General features: G+C 66.3%; 15 protein-coding genes. 5 read left to right on the top strand and 10 right to left on the bottom strand.

The features are described 5' to 3' along the window. Positions 1-111 precede the first annotated feature (111 nt). The 4 genes from ACVOLJ_RS16140 to ACVOLJ_RS16125 form a co-directional block, all read right to left on the bottom strand. Positions 112-1,719 (bottom strand): SulP family inorganic anion transporter, encoded by a 1,608-nt coding sequence (locus ACVOLJ_RS16140; RefSeq protein WP_481564584.1) that lies wholly within the window; start codon positions 1,717-1,719, stop codon positions 112-114. 638 nt (positions 1,720-2,357) lie between these two features. Further along, positions 2,358-4,076: a thiamine pyrophosphate-dependent enzyme gene (locus tag ACVOLJ_RS16135; protein ID WP_481564583.1), complete on the bottom strand. Its 1,719-nt coding sequence runs from the start codon at positions 4,074-4,076 to the stop codon at positions 2,358-2,360. A gap of 109 nt (positions 4,077-4,185) precedes the next feature. Continuing rightward, a complete protein-coding gene (locus tag ACVOLJ_RS16130) occupies positions 4,186-5,043 on the bottom strand; it encodes an XAC2610-related protein (RefSeq protein WP_481564582.1) in 858 nt (285 codons plus the stop codon). A gap of 36 nt (positions 5,044-5,079) precedes the next feature. Continuing rightward, positions 5,080-5,556 carry a DUF3574 domain-containing protein gene (locus ACVOLJ_RS16125; RefSeq protein WP_475280110.1) on the bottom strand — a complete coding sequence of 159 codons (477 nt, stop codon included), beginning with the start codon at positions 5,554-5,556 and terminating at the stop codon, positions 5,080-5,082. Between the two features lie 240 nt (positions 5,557-5,796). Between ACVOLJ_RS16125 and ACVOLJ_RS16120 the strand changes: the two genes are divergently transcribed. The 4 genes from ACVOLJ_RS16120 to otsA all read left to right on the top strand — a co-directional run bounded on the left by ACVOLJ_RS16120 (position 5,797) and on the right by otsA (position 12,342). Continuing rightward, the gene (locus tag ACVOLJ_RS16120; RefSeq protein ID WP_481564581.1) at positions 5,797-8,229 is read left to right on the top strand and encodes a TonB-dependent receptor plug domain-containing protein; all 2,433 of its coding nucleotides are present in this window, start codon (positions 5,797-5,799) and stop codon (positions 8,227-8,229) included. Positions 8,230-8,399: 170 nt separating this feature from the next. Next, positions 8,400-9,158 (top strand): trehalose-phosphatase, encoded by a 759-nt coding sequence (gene otsB, locus ACVOLJ_RS16115; RefSeq protein ID WP_475280112.1) that lies wholly within the window; start codon positions 8,400-8,402, stop codon positions 9,156-9,158. Positions 9,159-9,199: 41 nt separating this feature from the next. Beyond that, complete coding sequence (locus tag ACVOLJ_RS16110; protein WP_481564585.1) at positions 9,200-10,981, top strand: glycoside hydrolase family 15 protein; 1,782 nt, start codon at positions 9,200-9,202, stop codon at positions 10,979-10,981. Then, positions 10,978-12,342, top strand: a complete 1,365-nt coding sequence (gene otsA, locus ACVOLJ_RS16105; RefSeq protein ID WP_475280113.1) for an alpha,alpha-trehalose-phosphate synthase (UDP-forming) — start codon at positions 10,978-10,980, stop codon at positions 12,340-12,342. Before ACVOLJ_RS16110 ends, otsA begins: the two co-directional genes overlap by 4 nt. Positions 12,343-12,444: 102 nt before the next feature. Here the strand turns inward: otsA and ACVOLJ_RS16100 are convergent, their stop codons facing one another. Genes ACVOLJ_RS16100 through rluD form a run of 3 tightly spaced genes read right to left on the bottom strand, consistent with a single transcriptional unit; the run spans position 12,445 to position 14,626 of the window. After that, positions 12,445-12,870: a thiol-disulfide oxidoreductase DCC family protein gene (locus ACVOLJ_RS16100; RefSeq protein ID WP_481564580.1), complete on the bottom strand. Its 426-nt coding sequence runs from the start codon at positions 12,868-12,870 to the stop codon at positions 12,445-12,447. Next, complete coding sequence (pgeF, locus tag ACVOLJ_RS16095; RefSeq protein WP_481564579.1) at positions 12,870-13,637, bottom strand: peptidoglycan editing factor PgeF; 768 nt, start codon at positions 13,635-13,637, stop codon at positions 12,870-12,872. Before pgeF ends, ACVOLJ_RS16100 begins: the two co-directional genes overlap by 1 nt. After that, positions 13,637-14,626, bottom strand: a complete 990-nt coding sequence (rluD, locus tag ACVOLJ_RS16090; RefSeq protein ID WP_475280116.1) for a 23S rRNA pseudouridine(1911/1915/1917) synthase RluD — start codon at positions 14,624-14,626, stop codon at positions 13,637-13,639. Before rluD ends, pgeF begins: the two co-directional genes overlap by 1 nt. Positions 14,627-14,739: 113 nt before the next feature. Between rluD and ACVOLJ_RS16085 the strand changes: the two genes are divergently transcribed. Further along, positions 14,740-15,624 carry an outer membrane protein assembly factor BamD gene (locus tag ACVOLJ_RS16085; protein ID WP_475280117.1) on the top strand — a complete coding sequence of 295 codons (885 nt, stop codon included), beginning with the start codon at positions 14,740-14,742 and terminating at the stop codon, positions 15,622-15,624. Positions 15,625-15,726: 102 nt separating this feature from the next. Here ACVOLJ_RS16085 and ACVOLJ_RS16080 read toward each other — a convergent pair whose 3' ends face one another. From ACVOLJ_RS16080 to sucC, 3 genes are all read right to left on the bottom strand, one after another. After that, entirely contained in the window at positions 15,727-17,361 is a 1,635-nt protein-coding gene (locus tag ACVOLJ_RS16080) for an NAD+ synthase (RefSeq protein ID WP_475280118.1), read from the bottom strand. Between the two features lie 232 nt (positions 17,362-17,593). Then, positions 17,594-18,469, bottom strand: a complete 876-nt coding sequence (sucD, locus tag ACVOLJ_RS16075) for a succinate--CoA ligase subunit alpha (RefSeq protein ID WP_017356169.1) — start codon at positions 18,467-18,469, stop codon at positions 17,594-17,596. A gap of 21 nt (positions 18,470-18,490) precedes the next feature. Next, positions 18,491-19,660, bottom strand: a complete 1,170-nt coding sequence (gene sucC, locus ACVOLJ_RS16070) for an ADP-forming succinate--CoA ligase subunit beta (RefSeq protein WP_093818751.1) — start codon at positions 19,658-19,660, stop codon at positions 18,491-18,493. Positions 19,661-19,784 lie beyond the last annotated feature (124 nt).

The raw sequence follows: 19,784 nt of genomic DNA, 5'->3' as shown, positions 1-19,784 counted from the left end.
CACCAGCCCCCCCCCCCCCCCCCCCCGCCGGGCTGCGCTGGCCCCCGGCCCGGCGCCCCCCCGCGGGCCCCCCCCCGCCCCCCCCCCCGGCCCCCCCCCCCCCGCTACCGATCACTGGGCCGTGTCACCCAGCGGCTTCACCGGCTGCTTCTGCAGCGACAACAGGCCCAGCAGGATCGCCAGCGCCACGTAGGCCCCGGCGAACTGCCAGCTGATGACACGCGCCAACCCCTGCAGGTCCCACGGCAGATAGATGCCACCGCGGGGGTCCACCGAGTGGATCAGGCCGAACAGGGTCAGTGCCGCGGCCACCAGCAGGAAGCCGCAGGCGCGGCGCAGGCGACCGTCCACCATCGCCGCAACCGTGGCGATCCACAGCATCGAGGTGATGATGAAACCATTGCCGAGGGCGAAGATCACCGCCAGTTCCGGCAGGCCATGGCCGTCCACATGGGTCAGCAGTGCGCCCATCTGCTCGGCCGGAATCCAGCCCGGCGCCTTGATCGCCAGCAGGTACGCCGCCGACGGCAGGAAACCGAGCACCATCGCACCGGCATGCTGGCGCGGGGTGGCCTGGAAGGCCTGGGTGGTGATGTCGATCGAGACGTACACGATGATCGGCGCCAGCACCGCCAGCGGCAGCCACTGCACCAATCCGGAAATGATGCCCAGCATGCCGCCGATACCGACGAACAGCCCGGTCAGCAGCGTGTAGCCGCTGCGCGCACCCATGTGCTTGTATGCCGGCTGGCCGATGTACGGGGTGGTCTGGGCGACGCCGCCGCAGACACCAGCCACCAGCGTGGCCACCGCCTCCACCAGCAGGATGTCACGGGTGCGGTAGTCATCGCCCGCCGCACGCGCGCTCTCGGACACATTGATGCCGCCGACCACCATCAACAGGCCGAACGGCAGCAGCAGCGGCAGGTAGGTCATGGCCGTGGGCAGGCCCTCGATGAAGCCCAGCGTCGGCAGCGGCAGCACCACCTGCGGCGGCACCCACGCCGGAATCTGGAAGCCCGGCACACCCAGCCCGGCCAGGCCCAGCCCGTAATACAGCACGGTACCGAACACGAAGGCCAGCAGCACGCCCGGACCGCGCACCGGCAACTTGCCCTTGGCGATCAGCACATACAGCAGCAGCCCGAGCGTGGTGAAGCCCACCAGCGGCGAGCGCAGGGTTTCCAGCAGCGGCAGCAGGCCCATCAGCACCAGCGCGATGCCGGCAATGGAACCCAGCAGCGCGGCACGCGGCAGCGCGCGGGTGACCGCTTCACCGAAGAAGGAAAGGATGAACTTGAGCACGCCCATGATGACCAGCGAGGCCATGCCCAGCTGCCAGGTGGCGATCGCCGCTGCATGCGGGTCCAGCCCCTGCTGCTTGAAGGCCAGGAAGGCCGGGCCCAGCACCAGCAGCGCCATGCCGATGCTGGTCGGGGCATCCAGGCCGAGCGGCATCGCAGTGACATCGTCGCGCCCGGTACGCGCTGCCAGGCGACGCGCCATCAAGGTGTACAGCAGATTGCCGACCAGCACGCCCAGCGCGGTGCCGGGGAACATGCGGCCGAACACCACCTCGGCGGGGAACTGGAACATACCGACCAGGGCCATGGCGATGAAGCCGAGGATGGAGAGGTTGTCGACGACCAGGCCGAAGAAGCCATTGAAGTCACCGGCGACGAACCAGCGACGTGGTGCGGCGGAAGCGGGAGCGGACATGGAAGGGGCGGTGGGGGTGGGGACCGCCGATGGTAGGCCCAGCAGGGCCTGCGCGCCAATTCCCGCGTGGAATGATGGGTTCCAGCCAACGGCGGGGCCCCTCGTGGCTGGAGGCTGGTCGCGGACAGCGGGTTTATCGGAATGGGCCGTGCGGGGCAGGCTGCGCAGGACACGCCGTGAACCCGTCCCTGGGGCTCGATGGCGCCATCCATGGCGCCAACGGTCCTGCGCAGCCCACCCCGCACGGCCCCTGAAAGTTTCCTGCGCGTGCCAGCCACGGAAGAGAATCAAAAGATCAAAAGCAAAAGCAGGCGCTCTTTGTAGCGCCGGGCCCATGCTTGGCTGCTGTACGCGAAGCCTCAGAGCCGAGCATGGCTCGGCTCTACAAGTGCCTTTTCCGATCATTTCCACGTTATCCACGCATGGCGTGGATCTACTGGCAGATCGCGGAGAACTGTCGAAGGCGGGGTGGGCCCGGTTGCGGGGGCGTGAGCGCCATGGATGGCGCGACCGAGCCTACAGGGACGTATTTACGGCGTCCCCCGCAACCGGACCCACCCCGCCATCCCTCAGCAAACCAGCTTCTGCTCTGGCTCTGGCTCGTAGCGGGTGCAGGGCGCAGCCCTGCATCGCCCCCATTATTTCTTCAGGAAGTTGTCCACCAGCAGATGCTTCACGTCGTCGAAGCGGCCATTCAACACCGCCCTGGCCGCATACAGCGCCGTGCCTGCCACCTGCTTGGCTTCGATCTGCGGCGGCATCACCAGCTCGGCGCGGCTGGTGTGCACATCCAGCAACGCCGGCCCACGCTGGGCCAGGAAATCCTGCACCGCTTCCTCCAGATCCTCGCTGCGGGTGACCGTGCGTCCGTGGAAGCCGATCACCTCGGCCAGGCGCCCGAAATCCGGATTCTTCAGATCCGTGTAGTTGTCCAGCAGGCCTTCCACCTTCTGCTCCAGCTCGACGAAATTCAACGAGCCGTTGTTGAACACCACCACCTTGATCGGCAGGTTTTCCTGCACGGCCGTCAACAGATCGCCCAGCAGCATCGCTAGGCCACCATCGCCGGACAGCGAGATCACCTGCCGGCCGGGGAACGCCTTCTGCAGGCCCAGTGCCTGTGGCATCGCATTGGCCATCGTGCCATGCAGCAGGCTGGTCAGCGTGCGGCGGCGGCCGTTGACGCGGATATGGCGCAACACCCACACCATCGGCGAGCCACCGTCGGCGGTGAACAGTGCATCATCGGAGGCATATTTCGACAGCAGCGCGGTCAGGTGCTGCGGATGGATCAGCTCGCCCTCACCGGGCTGCTCTTCCTTCTCGCGCTTCTTCAGTGCCTTGTCACGGCGCTCGATGCACTCATCCAGGAAACTGCTGTCCTCGCGCGGCGGCAGCATCGGCAGCAAGGCGTCCAGCGTCGGTGCGATATCACCCACCACGCCGAGGTTCACCGGATGGCGGCGGCCGAGGTGGCTGCCATCGCGGTCGACCTGGATGATGGTGGCCTTGTCCGGGTAGAACTGGCCCCAGGCGAAATCAGCGCCGAGCAGCAGCAGCGTGTCGCACTCCATCAGCGTATGGAAGCCCGATTCGATGCCGAAGATGCCGGTCATGCCCATGTTGTACGGGTTGTCCGGCTCGACGAAATCCTTGGCGCGCGAGGTGTGCGCCACCGGTGCCTGCAGCCTGCGCGCAAGCTCCAGCAACTGCGCGTGCGCACCCTGGCAGCCGGCGCCGGCATAAATGCCGATGCGCTTGCCCTGCCCCAGCAGTTCTGCGATCTGCTGCAGTTCGCTGTCGGACGGACGCAGCACCGGCTGGGTGTAGTGCACCGAGAACGGCACATCGTGCTTCACTTCCGCCTCGCTGATGTCAGCCGGCAGGATCACCACGGCTACGCCGCGACGGCTGATCGCGGCCTGGCAGGCCAGCGCCACCACGCGGCGTGCCTGTTCAGCGCTGTGCACCTGTTCGCAGAACACCGTGCAGCTGCCATACACCGCCTTGAAGTCCACTTCCTGCGGGAACTCCATGCCCAGCTCGCTGGTGACGATCTGGCTGGCGATCAGCACCATCGGCGCGCGGTTGCGGTTGCTCTCGAAGATGCCATTGATGAAATGCAGGCCACCGGGCCCGCAGGAGCCAGCACACGCCGTCAACTGGCCGCTGACCAGCGAATCGGCGCCGGCAGCGAACGCTGCCACTTCTTCATGGCGCACGTGCACCCAAGCGATCTCGCTGCCATGCATCGCATCGGTCACATGGTTGAGCGTGTCGCCCACGATGCCGTAGCAACGGCGGACACCGGCCTGCTGCAGGGCGTCCACCACGATTTCGGCCACGCGCTTGCTCATCGGATACATCCTCGAACGGGGGAACGTCCGAGGCTAGACCCGGTGAAGTGATGCCCCCGTGGGCAAGGCGCGCATCGCCTCGATGCGCAAACTTCAGACCGATGTCTCGTCAATCGTTGACATTGATCCAGCCCACCACCGCGCCCTGCTTCGGGTTGCGGTAGCGCAGCTTCATCCAGCCATCCTGTTCATCCAGCATTTCCACACGGTCGCCCTGCACCAGGTAACGCTTGGTGCTGGATGCGCCAGGTCGATCGAACAGGAACAGGCGCGGCGCCAACACGGAGGCCTGCTGGCCACGCAGCGGTCCGTCGGCAGGTGCGCCCAGGCCATCGGCAATGGCCGTCTCAAGCACACTTCCGGCGGCATCATAGGTGCGCCAGACCGCCAGCGGGCCCTGATCGTCGGTCTGCACCCAATGCAGCGCGGCGTTCAGCGTATCGCCCAGCATCAACACGCTCTCCGAGCGGTACAGATAGAGCTTCGCACCTGCAAACCGGTACTGGTCGGTGTACCACATCGGGCCGCTGCGGCAGCTGCTGGTCAGGGTGCGGCTCGAACGATCGACAGTCAGCCCCATCAGGTCACCGCAACTGTCCTTGCCGTGGGTGTCCGCCTGCAGCGCGCGGAACCCGGCACTGGCCGGATCGAACCGGTACACCGCCACCGCCTCGTTGACCATGCCCACCGATGCACGTGCAATCAATTCCGGGTAGCCATCGAAATCGACGTCCTCCAGACCCCATCGCGAATTGCCGTCGGCATCCGCCGCACCCTCCAGCCTCTGGCGCTTGCCCGACGGCGACAGCTGCACCGCGATGCTGCCATCCTGCTGGGGATCGGCGTGTGCCTGCACGTGAGCGGCGACCTGGAACCGTAGCGTTCCGCCGTCGTCCTCATTCGCCTGCGCCGTCGGCAGCCACAGGCCTGCCAGCAGCAGGCCCAGCACGTAGTCCCTGTGTTTCATCGTCTATCCCTGTGGCGCCACGATGGCCCCTTCAGATCAGAACGATACGTCAACCGGCTGCCGCGACCACAGCACCGATTGATGCTTGGTCTGCTGCTTCCAGGCCAGCCGGATCGCCTCGATGTCGGCACGGCGCTGCGGGGTGTCCTCGTGCAGCACCACCAGCACCTTGGTGCGCAGGCGGTTGGGCGAGGCATCGCCGCGGAACAGCCACTGGCCATAGGCATCGAACACGGTCAGGCCATCCGGGAAACGCGGAGTCACTTCCTTGTCCAGGAAGGCGCGCCACTGCGCGTCACTGATGGTGTCCGCCTGCGGCCGGTTGCCGGCACCCTGCTCTTCGCCCACGCCGAAGTACAGCTCGCTGCGCAGCCAGCCGTGGCCGCTGGACGGACGCGCTGCATCACCCTGCATCTCTGCGGTGGTGGCATAGGCGCTCGGCGCCTTGGAAGACAGGCTGGCACAGCCGCTGGTGGCCAGCAGCACGGCGAAGATCAGGCCAAGGTGTTTCATCGGGAACAGCACTCCGGGGAAGGGAAAAGCACGTCGAAGGGGCACGGAGGGTACACCTGCACTTCAGTTGCGGGTGCAACCAACGCACTGATGCCGCACGGGCATCAGCTCATGCATCGGGAGGAGGGACTTGCATCCCACCACCTCCTCACGCCAAGATAATATATCGCTTCATCCGGATGGATGTAAGTGAAACTATCTCCCCCCCCCCTTCCCCATGTCGTTGTTGCTGGAGCCTGCATGTCCCCCCGCCTGTCTGCGTCGCCGCTCGGCCTCGCCATCGCGCTTGCCCTGTCCCCCACCCTGGCCTCTGCCCAGGATGCGGCCACCAACCTGGACACGGTGATCGTCACCGGTACCCGCGCCGCCGACCGCACCGTGCTCGAATCCACCTCGCCGGTGGACGTGCTCACCGCCGAGGACATCCGCAAGGCCGGCGTGGTCAACGGTGAGCTGGGCAGCGCGCTGCAGGCACTGCTGCCGTCCTTCAACTTCCCGCGCCAGTCCAACTCCGGGGGCGCCGACCACGTGCGCGCCGCACAGTTGCGCGGCCTGTCGCCGGACCAGGTGCTGGTGCTGGTCAACGGCAAGCGCCGCCACCACACCGCGCTGGTCAACACCGACAGCAAGATCGGCAAGGGCACCACACCGGTCGATTTCAATTCGATCCCGGTCAGCGCCATCAAGCGCATCGAAGTGCTGCGCGACGGCGCCGGTGCGCTGTACGGCTCCGATGCGGTGGCCGGGGTGATCAACGTGATCCTGGACAACGGCGGCGACGGTGGCGAGATCGAGGCCAGCTACGGCGCCAACCACACCGATCTGAAGCCGATCGGGCGCACGATCACCGATGGCCAGACCGGCAACATCAGTGCCAAGGTCGGCACCTCGCTGGGCGAGGACGGCGGCTTCCTGCGCGTGGGCCTGGAATACAAGAAGCGCAACGGCACCAATCGCGCCGGCTTCGACCAGATTCCGCCGTGGGACCAGACCGAGGCCAATCTGGCGCTGCAGGGCAAGCGCAACTATGTGCTTGGCGATGGCGCCAGCAAGGACATCAACCTGTGGTTGAACACCGAGATCCCGGTGGGAAAGACCGCCACCTTCTATGCCTTCGGCACCTTCAACCAGCGTAACACCGAAGGTGCGAACTACTTCCGCTACCCCGACGGCGATGCCAACTGGAAGCAGGTCTATCCCAACGGCTACCGGCCGATCTCCGAAGGCGAGAACCGCGACGTGCAGGCGGTGGCAGGGGTTCGTGGCCAATGGGGCGAATGGAGCTACGACGGCAGCCTGGATTACGGCCAGAACGATTTCATCTACCGTCTGCGCGATTCGCTGAACGCCTCGCTGGGCCCGACCAGCCCGACCCGCTTCAAGACCGCCGACTACGAGTACGCGCAGACCGTCGGCAATCTCGACCTCAGCCGCGTGTTCGCGCAGAGCGACAGCATCAGCCACACCCTGGGCCTGGGCGCAGAGGCACGCCACGAGCGCTACCAGACCCGCCCCGGCGATCCGGCCAGCTATGCCGCCGGCCCGTACACCGATCGCCCCACCGGCTCGCAGGCCGGTGGCGGCCTGACCCCGCAGGATGCTGCCACCCTGTCGCGTGATGTGGCCAGCGCCTATGCCAGTCTCGCCAGCCAGTTCGGCGAACACTTCTCCACCGATCTGGCCGCACGCTACGAGCACAGCGACGACTTCGGCGGCGAACTGACCGGCAAGCTCGGCCTGCGCTATGAATTCACCCCGGCCTTCGCACTGCGCGGCGCGATCTCCAACAACTTCCGCGCGCCGTCGCTGGCACAGATCGGCTACGAATCCACCTCCACCGGCTACAACGCCGGCGGCCAGCTGGTGCAGGGCCGCCTGCTGTCGGTCAACAATCCCATTGCCCGTGGCCTCGGCGCGCAGGACCTGAAGCCGGAAAAATCGCTGAACACCTCGCTGGGCTTCACCAGCCGCATCGGCGAGCATTTCGACCTGTCGCTGGACTTCTTCCAGATCGACATCGACGACCGCATCGCGCTGTCGGAGAGCATCACCGGCGATGCGCTGACCGACTACGTGGCGGCCAACTACGGCGTGAGCGGGCTGCAGAGCGCCAGTTTCTTCGTCAACGCCGCCGATACCCGCACCCGCGGTGCCGAGCTGGTGAGCAACTGGCGGCAATCGCTGGGCAACGGCCAACTGCTGCTGACAGGCACCTACGCCTATACCAAGACCACGTTGAAGAACGTGCTGGCCACGCCGGCACAGCTCCGTGCACTGAACCCGGACTACGTGCTGTTCGGCATTGAAGAGACCAACACCCTGACCGACGCCACCCCGCGCACGCGCGGAAGCTTCTCGGCGGCATGGAGCAACGATCACTGGTCGCTCAGCAGCCGGGTGAATCGCTACGGCAGTGCCACCCGCGTATTCAACTTCGGCGATGGCTACATCCCGCGTCAGACCTACCAGGCTGAATGGCAGTTGGATGCGGAAGTGGAGTACCGCATCACATCGCAGTGGAGCGTGGCCATCGGCGGGCAGAACCTGACAGACAACTATCCGGATCGATCCAACGACGACATCCACTACTTCGGCAACCTGCCCTACGACGTGCTGTCGCCGATCGGCAGCAATGGCGCGTACTACTACGGTCGCGTGCGCTATACGTTCTGATTGCTGCGGACAGCGTGCCGACCAACGGTCGGCACCCACCAGGACGATATTGATCGCTACGGGTGGGTCCGGATTTGCCTTGGGTGGGTGCGGACCGTTGGTCCGCACGCCTCCAATCCGTAGCTTCGCCTCGACCCCATCTACACGCTCACGCTGGCAAGCTGGGCGACATGGCTGAACCGCTCCCCCTGCGTCCGCCACCTCCATTGCTGGACGACGCCTGCGCGCTGTTCCTTGATGTGGATGGCACCCTGATTGAATTCGCTGCGCGCCCTGACGCCGTGCAGCTCCTGCCCGATGTGCGTGAAGCCATCGGCCGCATCAGTGACCGACTGGAAGGTGCCGTGGCACTGGTCAGTGGCCGCCCGCTTGAACAGCTGGACCAGTTGTTCGCGCCACTGCAGCTGCCCGCCGCTGGCCTGCACGGCCACGAGCTGCGCAGCCAGGACGGGCGTGTGATACGCGACGAACACAACGATGACACCGCCGACTGGCTGCACGCGCTGCATCAGCAGGCGATGCGTTTCGCCCATGGGCATCCCGGCGTACTGGTGGAAGACAAAGGTGTCGGCCTGGCCCTGCACTGGCGTGGCGCACCGCATGCCGCCGCCGAAGTGCGCGCCTTCGCCGACCGTCATGTGCGGGGCCGCACCAGTTATCGCCTGCAGCCCGGCGACCACGTCGTCGAATTCGTGCCGGTAGGCACCGACAAGGGCCGCGCGGTACGCAGGTTGATGCAGTACCTGCCCTTCCGCGGGCGCCTGCCGGTGTTCCTCGGCGATGACCTCACCGATGAGTTCGGCTTCGATGCAGCCAATGGCCTGCACGGCTGGAGCGTACTGATCGGTGAACGTGAACCCAGTGCAGCCGTGTTCGCGCTGCCTGACATACGCAGCGTGCACGCATGGCTGCGCGAGAATGCGTATTGACCCTGGCCACCCCCACGGCCGCAACCGAGATGTACCGCGTGATGACCCAACCCGATCTTGATCTGGGCGTGGTCGGCAACGGCAGCTTTGGCGCCCTGGTCGACAAACATGCCCGTGTTGTCTGGAGCTGCCTGCCGACCTTCGACGGCGACCCGACCTTCTGCGCCCTGCTCGGCCCCAACCAGCAGACCGGTGGCGATTTCGCCATCGAGCTGGAGGACTTCGCCGGCAGTGAGCAGGAATACCTGACCAATACCGCGATCCTGCGCACCGTGCTTCGCGACGCCCACGGTGGCGCCCTGGAAATCCTCGATTTCGCGCCACGCTGGCGCCAGAATGATCGCTTCTACCGACCGGTCAGCCTGATCCGCCAGGTGCGCCCCTTGTCCGGCAGTCCGCGCATCGTGATCCGCGCCCGGCCGCTGGCCGACTGGGGCGCGCGCGTGCCCGAGTCCACCTGGGGCAGCAACCACGTGCGCTGGATCCTGCCCGAGCACGTGCTGCGCCTGACCACCGACGTACCCGTGCGCTTCGTGCGCGATGGCCTGCCGTTCGTGCTCAACCACCCGATCCACCTGATCTTGGGCGTGGACGAGTCGCTCAACCGCTCCATCAGCGGATACGTGCAGGAGGCCTTCCAGCGCACCCGCGACTATTGGCGCGAGTGGGTGCGCTACCTGTCCATTCCGCTGGAGTGGCAGGACGCGGTCATCCGCAGCGCGATCACCCTCAAGCTCTGCCAGTACGAAGACAGCGGCGCGATCATCGCGGCAATGACCACCTCTATTCCGGAAGCGCCCGGCAGCGTGCGCAACTGGGACTACCGCTACTGCTGGCTGCGCGATGCCGCCTTCGTGGTGCGCGCGTTGAACCGTCTGGGCGCCACCCGCACGATGGAGCAGTTCCTGGGCTACATCTTCAACCTGGCCACCACCGACGGCACCCTGCAGCCGCTGTACGGCATCGGCTTCGAGGCCAAGCTGGACGAGGACGAAGTGCCCAGCCTGTCCGGCTACCGCGGCATGGGCCCGGTGCGGCGCGGCAACCTGGCTTGGGTACAGCGCCAGCATGATGTGTACGGCAGCGTGGTGCTGGCCTCCACCCAGCTGTTCTTCGACCGCCGCCTGCAGGACCCCGGTGACAGCCATACCTTTGCCCGGCTGGAACCGCTGGGCGAACAGGCCTACGCCCTGCACGACGTGCCCGATGCAGGCCTGTGGGAGTTCCGCGGCCGCACCGAAGTACACACCTACACCAGCGCGATGTGCTGGGCGGCGTGCGACCGCTTGTGCAAGATCGCCGTGCGCCTGAAGCGTGACGACCGCGCGCAGTACTGGCGCGAGCGTGCCGACACCATCCACGCACGCATCATGGAAAAAGCCTGGAGCGAGGAGCTCGGCCACTTCACCGACACCTTCGATGGCCATCGCCTGGATGCCTCGCTGCTGCTGCTGGCCGACATCGGCTTCATCGAAGCCAACGACGCACGCTTCGTCGCCACCGTCGACGCCATCGGCCGCGACCTCAAGCACGGCAATGCGCTGTACCGCTATATCGCACCGGATGATTTCGGCGAACCGGAAACCAGCTTCACCATCTGCACGTTCTGGTACATCGATGCGCTCGCTGCGATCGGCCGCATGGATGAGGCGCGCGACATGTTCGAATCACTGCTGCAGCAACGCAATCATCTTGGCCTGCTGTCGGAAGACCTGGCGTTCGACGGCGGCGAAGCCTGGGGCAACTTCCCGCAGACCTACTCGCATGTCGGCCTGATCACTGCGGCCATGCGCCTGTCGCGTTCCTGGCAGGAGGCCTCATGAGCCGTCTTGTCGTTGTATCCAACCGCGTGGCTGTGCCCGGCGAAAACCGCGCAGGAGGTCTCGCCGTCGGGCTGCTGGCGGCACTGAAGGAACGCGGCGGGCTGTGGTTCGGCTGGAGTGGCAAGAGCGTGCGCGAGGCCAGCGGTGCGCTGCACGAACAACGCGATGGCGATATCCAGTACGTCACCATGGATCTGGCCAAGCGCGATGTCGACGGCTATTACAACGGCTTCGCCAACCGCACGCTGTGGCCGCTGCTGCACTTCCGCCTGGACCTGGTCGACTACGACCGTGGCACCCGCGAGACCTATCACCGGGTCAATGCGTTGTTCGCCGACAAGCTGGCACCGCTGCTGCGCGAAGACGACATCGTCTGGATCCACGATTACCACCTGATTCCACTCGGTGCGATGCTGCGCGAGCGCGGCATCGGCTGCCGCATCGGTTTCTTCCTGCACATCCCGATGCCCTCGGCCGACCTGCTGCAAGCCATGCCGGACCATCTGCGGCTGTTCTCGGCCCTGTATGCCTACGATCTGGTCGGCTTCCAGACCCAGCGTGACACCGATCGTTTCCAGACCTACCTGCGCTTGTTCGGTGGCGGGCGCGTGCTCGACGACGGTCAGCTGGAAGCGCCCGGCGGCCGTCGATTCCGCGCCGCGGCGTTCCCGATCGGCATCGATACCGAACTGATCGCCCGCCAGGCCAGCACTGCCGCCAGCAAGGCGGCGGTCAAGAACCTGCGCGGCAGCCTGCGTGACCGCCAGCTCGCCATCGGGGTGGACCGGTTGGATTACTCCAAGGGCCTGCCCGAGCGCTTTCTCGGCTTCGAGCGCTACCTGCAGCGCCACCCGGACCAGCGTGGCTCGCTGACCTACCTGCAGATCGCACCGGTCTCGCGCGGCGATGTAACCGAATACCGGCAACTGCGCAGCCAGCTGGAACAGATCGCCGGCCACATCAACGGCGGCCATGCCGAGCCGGATTGGACGCCGCTGCGCTACGTCAACCAGAACTTCACCCACGCCACGCTGACCGGCTTCTATCGCGCCGCCGCGGTCGGCCTGGTCACTCCGTTGCGCGACGGCATGAACCTGGTGGCGAAGGAATATGTCGCCTCGCAGGATCCGGACGACCCCGGCGTGCTGGTGCTGTCGCTGCTGGCCGGTGCTGCCGATGAACTGAAGCAGGCGCTGCTGGTCAATCCACACGACCTGGATGGCGTGGCCGATGCCATCGCCACGGCAGCCACCATGTCACTGCGCCGGCGCCAGGAGCGCTGGCACGCGATGATGGAACACCTGCGCACGTACGACATCAACCATTGGCGCCGCAGCTACCTGGACGCATTGGAAGGCTGATCGGCATCGCGCCCGCCGGGCATGGCCCGGCGCTACCGCAGGCACTGCCCTGGGCACGCAGGGCGCGGAAGAAAGGTAGCGCCGGGCCATGCCCGGCGAGGGTCAATCGAGGAACCGCGCGGCTTGGCCCGGGCTGGGCAGCAGACAGGCATCGTGCCGCCCGAACCAGCGGTAGCGGTTGCGCGCCAGCACCAGATAGGCACGATCACGCCACGCACGTGGCACCACCCGCACTGCCGCAGCCAGCCGCCAACCGCCGCCCAGGCCGGTGAGCACGCGCAGGATCGCCTCGGTATCGGTCCACGCCCCTTGCGCATCCAGCAGCAGGAACGAGCTCGGATCATGCGGGTCCAGCCCGTGTGCACGCAGCAGCGCACTGCCCTGCGCGCCCTGCATCGCCGCGAAGCGATAGCGCCCCTGACGGTCGAACCGCAGCAGGAAACGCACCCAGCGGCTGCACAGCGCACAGACGCCGTCGAAGACGATCACGCCGCCAGGTTCCGCCCCCGCAGCAGGATCGCCAGGCATCAGCCCATCCACACCAGCGTTGCCATCCGACCGGTGCGGCGATCGCGGCGATGCGAGTACAGATCCGGATCGGCCATCGTCGATACCGTGCCACCGTGGATGTCGGCGGCGTTGATCCCTGCCGCCTGCAGGCGCATCCGCGCCAGCGCGAACAGGTCCACCTTCCAGTGCCCGGTACGGGTGGCCGCGAAGGCCGCCTCGGCAGCCGGATCGTGGCCTACAAAGGCGTGGTACACCTCTTCGCCGATCTCATAGTCGGCCGGGCCCGCTGCCGGCCCCAGCCAAGCGCGCAGCTGCGCCGGCGGCGTCTGCATCGCAGCCACCGTGGCCTCCAGCATGCCGTCGGCCAGACCGCGCCAGCCAGCGTGCGCGGCACCGACTTCGCTGCCATCTGCAGCGGCGAATACCACCGGCAGGCAGTCGGCCGTCAGGATCGCCAGCACCACACCGGGCACCGAGGTCACCGCCGCATCGGCCACCGGCTCACTGGCGCCTTCCACCGGCGCTGCATCGAAACGCAGCACCGTGGCGCTGTGCACCTGCCGCAGCCAGTGCGGGGCCGACGGCAACGCCAGCCCCTGTTGCAGCAGTTGCCGGTTGCGCTCGACATTGGCCGGCGCATCGCCATCGGCCGCATGCCGGTTGCCCAGGTTGAACTGGGCGAATGGCTCCGGCGAGACCCCCGCGCCATGCCGCCGCGTGGTCAGCGCGCGAACGCCGGGCGGCGCCGGCCAGTCGGCCTGCAGCAGTGGCAGCGGGGCGTCCATCACCAGCGGCCCCGCTCGCGTTCGGCGAAGGCGGCGCTGTCTTCACGCAGCACCTTCATCAGGTGCAGCATGTCGGCCGGCGCAGGCGCGGTATTGCGTACCGGCTCACCGGTTACCGGGTGCACGAATTCCAGGGTCTCTGCATGCAGGGCCTGGCGCTTGAAGCCGCGCAGCGCGGCCACCAGTTCGTCACTGGCACCCTTGGGCAGCTTCAGCGCACCGCCGTACAGCTGGTCGCCCACGATCGGGTGGCGCAGGTGCGCCATGTGCACGCGGATCTGGTGCGTGCGCCCGGTTTCCAGGCGGCATTCCAGCGCGGTATGCGCACGGAAGCGCTCGCGCAGGCGGTAATGGGTCACCGCTTCCTTGCCGTCCTCGCGCACCCCCATCTTCAGGCGGTCGCGCGGGTGGCGGTCGATCGGTGCATCAGCGGTGCCACCGGCTACCAGCGCGCCCATCACCACGGCCAGGTACTGGCGGTGCACATCACGGGCGGACAGCTGCTCGACCAGCGCGGTCTGCGCCTCAAGCGTACGGGCCACCACCATCACGCCGCTGGTGTCCTTGTCCAGGCGGTGCACGATGCCCGCGCGCGGCAGCACCGCCACCGACGGGTCGCGGTACAGCAGCGCATTGACCAGGGTACCGCTGTGGTTGCCGGCACCGGGGTGCACGACCAGGCCCACCGGCTTGTTGATCACCAGCAGGTGCTCATCCTCGAACAGCACGTCCAGCGGGATGTCCTCCGGCTCGGCCGTGGTCTGGGTTTCCAGCACCACCTGCAGGGTGACCACCTCGCCACCGCGCAGTGCATCGCGCGGGCGGGCCTGTGCGCCGTCCAGCAGGACGTCGCCGGCCTTGATCCACTCGGTTAGGCGGGAACGGGAATATTCGGGGAACAGCTCGGCCACGACCGCGTCGAAACGACGGCCGGCGGAGGTGTCGGGGACAATGGCCTGGCGGGCCGATTCGGAGGGTTGTTCAGACATGGCAGGGGGCATCTTTGAAATTTTGGGGTCCCGGCGAGCCGGTTTCAGTCGCTGGACAGGACACTAGGCTATCATCGACCCTTCGTATTCCAGCCGCGTCCCGCATTGACCCCATGATCCGACGCTCCGTCCTGCTCTCCGCGCCCGTCCGCCTCACCGCCCTGCTGCTGGTGCTGGTCATCGTCGCCACCGGCTGCAACCGCGGCACCAAGGGCGATCGCCCTGATGAAGGCACCCCGGTCGAACAGCTCTACGAAAAGAGCCACAAGCTGATGCAAGGTGGCAACTGGAGCGGCGCCGAAGCCAGCTTCCGCCGCCTGGTGGCCCAGTACCCGTACGGTCCGTACACCGAGCAGGCGATGATCGAAACCGCCTACGCCCAGTACAAGGCCGGCAAGCACGATGACGCGGTGTCCAGCATCGACCGCTTCATCCGTACCTACCCGACCCACCGCAACGTCTCCTATCTGTACTACCTGCGCGGCCTGGCCAACTCCAACCGCAATACGGTTTTCCTACGCCGCGTATGGTCCCTGGACCCGAGCCGTCGCGATCTGTCCACGCCGCACCAGGCGTATGCAGACTTCAACATCGTGGTGGATCGCTACCCGAACAGCCGTTATGCCGCCGATGCGCGCAAGCGCATGCTGGAGCTGCGTGACGTATTCGCCCAGCACGAGCTCGACAACGCCCTGTACTACATGCGCCGTGGCGCCTGGCTCTCGGCCGCTGGCCGCGCCAACTATCTGCTGGAAAACTACCCGCAGAGCGCCTTCCAGTACGACGCCGTGGCGGTTCTGGCCGACTCCTACACCCACCTGGGCAACAAGACCCTGGCCGATGACGCCCGCCGCGTCCTGCAGCTGAACCAGCCGGATCACCCGTGGCTGGAAGGCAAGTGGCCCAAGTACCCGTGGATGATCCGCAAGCTGAACCCGTTTGCCGGCGAGAAGTCCGCCGCCACCGGCCAGCGCAACGCACGGATGGAAAAGAAGTAAGAAAAAGGGCCCCGCAAGGGGCCCTTCTTCTTTGTGGCGGTAGTGCCGGCCGCTGGCCGGCTCCCCCCGCAGATCCACGCCATGCGTGGATGGGCCCTGCCCTCAGCCCTTGTAGCCATTGCTGATCGGATAACGACGCTCACGTCCGAAGGCGCGGCGCGAGACCTTCGGCCCCGGCGCGGCCTGGTGCCGCTTCCATTCGCTGATACGCACCAGGCGCAGCACACGGTCGACCACGGCTGCGTCGTAACCGGCTGCGACGATCTCCGTGCGCGACTGCTCCTGGTCGATGTAGCGGTACAGGATGCCGTCCAGCACGTCATAGGCCGGCAGCGAGTCCTGGTCGGTCTGGTTGTCGCGCAGTTCGGCCGAGGGTGGGCGGCTGATCACCGCCGGCGGAATGACCGGTGCACCACCCACGGTATTGCGCCACTTGGAAAGGCCGAACACCTCGGTCTTGTACAGATCCTTCAAGGGCGCATAGCCACCGCACATGTCGCCGTAGATCGTGGCGTACCCCACCGCGTACTCGCTCTTGTTGCCGGTGGTCAGCAGCAGGCCGCCGAACTTGTTGGCCAATGCCATCAGGATCACGCCACGGCTGCGCGACTGCAGGTTCTCCTCGGTCACATCGGCTGCGGTGCCCTCGAACATCGGCGCCAGCGCCTCCATCAAGCCCTTGAATGCCGGCTCGATCGACACCGCCTCCAGCTTCACACCCAATGCCTGGCACTGCTCAGCGGCCAGATCATTGGACATGCCAGCGGTGTAGCGCGACGGCAGCCGTACCGCCGTGACGTTTTCCGCGCCCAGCGCGTCCACCGCCATTGCCAGCACCAGCGCCGAATCGATGCCGCCGGACAGGCCCAGCCAGACCTTCTTGAAGCCGTTCTTGCCGCAGTAGTCCTGGATGCCGCGGGTCACTGCACGCCAGGCCAGCGCGTCCATGCTCTCGTCGCCATCGTCCATCCACACGTGCGGCATGAAGCGGCGGTGCTGGCCGTCGTACTCCACCACCAGCCACTGGTCGACAAACGCCGCCGCGGCCGGATGCACCGTGCCATCGCCGTCGGCCACCACCGAGGCGCCGTCGAATACCAGCGCGTCCTGGCCACCCACCACGTTGAGGTAGGCGATCGCGGCCCCGCTCTCACGGGTGCGCGCGGCCAGAACCGCATCGCGCTGGGCATGCTTGCCGCGCTCGTACGGCGAGGCGTTGGGCACCACCACCAGCTGCGCGCCGGCCGCCACGGTGTCGGCCAGCGGCTCGGCAAACCACAGGTCCTCGCAGATCAGCAGGCCAACCGGAATGCCGTTGACCTCGAACACGCAGCTGCCACCGTCCGGGTCGACATCGAAGTAGCGGCGCTCGTCGAACACCGCGTAATTGGGCAGTTCGCGCTTGCGGTAGGTCTGCTCGACCAGGCCGTCGCGCAGCACGCTGGCCGCGTTGTAGACCACCGCGCCTGCCGCCTGCGGCCAACCGACCACGGCAGTGATGCCACGGCAGGCGGCAGCAATGCGGGTCATGGCCTGCTCGCACTCGTACAGGAAGCCCGGACGCAGCAGCAGGTCTTCCGGCGGATAACCGCTGACGGCCAGCTCCGGGAACATCACCAGCTCCGCGCCGTACTCGTCGCGAGCGTGGCCGATCATCTCGATGATGCGCGCGGTATTGCCGGCGACATCGCCGACCGGAAAATCAAACTGCGCCATCGCGATGCGGATCGAAGCCATGAGGGTCCAGCCTGTGGTTGCAATGCGCTCATTGTAGCGCCGCGCCATGCGCGCGCCGGGCGCGCTCACTGCGTGGACAGCCCCGGCTCAGTAGATCCACGCCATGCGTGGATGGGGCTGCCGGGATGGCCAGGGCGCCAGACGCAGAAAGGCCGCCCGGAGGCGGCCTTTCTGTTTCAAGCAGCCGGCCAGCGGCCGGCTCTACAGCATCGTCTGCCAGAGGCAGTCGATCTTATTTCACCAGCTTGGCGATGGCTGCGCCCAGGTCGCCCGGCGAACGCACGGTGACCACGCCTGCCGCTTCCATCGCAGCAAACTTGCCTTCAGCCGTACCCTTGCCACCCGAGGCGATCGCACCGGCATGGCCCATGCGCTTGCCGGCCGGAGCCGACGCACCGGCGATGAAACCGACAACCGGCTTCTTCACGTGGTTCTTGATGTACTCGGCGCCGGCTTCTTCAGCGTCACCGCCGATTTCGCCGACCATGATGATGCCTTCGGTCTGCGGATCTTCGTTGAACAACTTCAGGCAGTCGACGAAGTTCAGGCCGTTGATCGGGTCACCACCGATGCCGATGCAGGTGGACTGGCCCAGACCGACTTCGGTGGTCTGCTTGACCGCTTCATAGGTCAGGGTGCCCGAGCGCGACACGATGCCGATCTTGCCCGGCTTGTGGATGTGGCCCGGCATGATGCCGATCTTGCACTCACCCGGGGTGATGACGCCCGGGCAGTTCGGCCCGATCAGCACGGTGTCCGGATGCGAACGGGTCAGCACGTTCTTCACGCGCAGCATGTCCAGCACCGGAATGCCTTCGGTGATGCAGACGATGACCTTGATGCCGGCAGCAGCGGCTTCCAGGATCGCGTCGGCCGCGTACGGCGGCGGCACGTAGATGACCGAAGCATTGGCGCCGGTGCTCTGCACGGCGTCGGCAACGGTGTTGAAGACCGGCAGGTCGATGTGGGTGGTGCCGCCCTTGCCGGGGGTCACGCCGCCAACAACCTGGGTGCCGTACTCGATCATCTGAGTGGCGTGGAAGGTGCCCTGCTGGCCGGTGAAGCCCTGCACGATCACCTTGGTGTTCTTGTTAATCAAAACAGACATGGGAATTCCTTGGTGACGGGATCAGGCGGCGTTCTTGACAGCTTCAACGACCTTCTTGGCGCCGTCGTTGATGTTGTCGGCCGGGATGATGGCCATGCCGCTGTCACGCAGCAGCTGCTTGCCTTCTTCCACGTTGGTGCCTTCCAGGCGCACCACGACCGGAACCTTGACGCCCACTTCCTTCACGGCGGCGATGATGCCTTCGGCAATCATGTCGCAGCGGACGATGCCGCCGAAGATGTTGACGAAGATGCCTTCGACCTTGTCCGAGGACAGGATCAGCTTGAAGGCTTCGATGACGCGCTGCTTGTTGGCACCGCCGCCCACGTCCAGGAAGTTCGCCGGCTCGCCGCCGTTGAGCTTGATGACGTCCATGGTGGCCATGGCCAGGCCTGCGCCGTTGACCATGCAGCCGATGTTGCCGTCCATGGTGACGTAGTTGATGTCCAGCTCCGAAGCGATCACTTCGGTCGGATCTTCCTGGGTCTTGTCGCGCATGGCGACCAGGGCCTTCTGGCGGAACGCGGCGTTGTCGTCGCTGTCGAACTTGCCGTCCAGCGCGTACAGGTTGCCGTCGTCCAGGATGGCCAGCGGGTTGATTTCAACCAGCGCCAGGTCCTTTTCGTTGAACAGGCGGTACAGGTTCACCATGATGCTGGCGAACTGGCCGGCCTGCTTGGCGGTCAGGCCCAGCTTGAAGCCGAAATCACGGCCGTGGTAACCCTGCACGCCTTCGACGAAGTCGACGTTCAGCGAATGGATCAGCTCCGGGGTTTCAGCAGCAACCTGCTCGATCTCCACGCCGCCTTCCGAAGAAGCGATGTAGGTGATGGTCTTGGTGCCACGGTCAACCAGCACCGACAGGTACAGTTCCTTGACGATCTCGCCGGCGGTGGTCACCAGCACCAGGTTGACCGGCAGTTCAACGCCAGCGGTCTGGTAGGTGGCCATCTTGGTGCCGAGCATCTTGGCCGCAGCGGCCTTCACGTCGTCGGTGGTCTTGCAGAACTTGACGCCGCCAGCCTTGCCGCGGCCGCCTGCGTGGATCTGTGCCTTGACCATCCACGGGCCCTGGCCCAGGGAGTTGGCAGCGGCAACAGCTTCGTCCGGGGTCGCAGCGACCTTGCCGGCCGGGACCGGGATGCCGTACTCGGCAAGCAGTTGTTTTGACTGGTATTCGTGGAAATTCATGCGTCACCGTGGGAATAGGAACGACCGCACGCAATTCCTCAGGGCCCCGGCGGGGCGCCGGCATGGACCGCGGCGGGCCCACTATTGTGGCCGAGCGAGCGCCGGGGCGCAAAGACGTAAGCAT

The organism is Stenotrophomonas sp. STEN046 (assembly GCF_056759755.1).
Note: the sequence above shows the minus strand (reverse complement) of the source record. Positions and strands in the feature narration are given on the sequence as shown.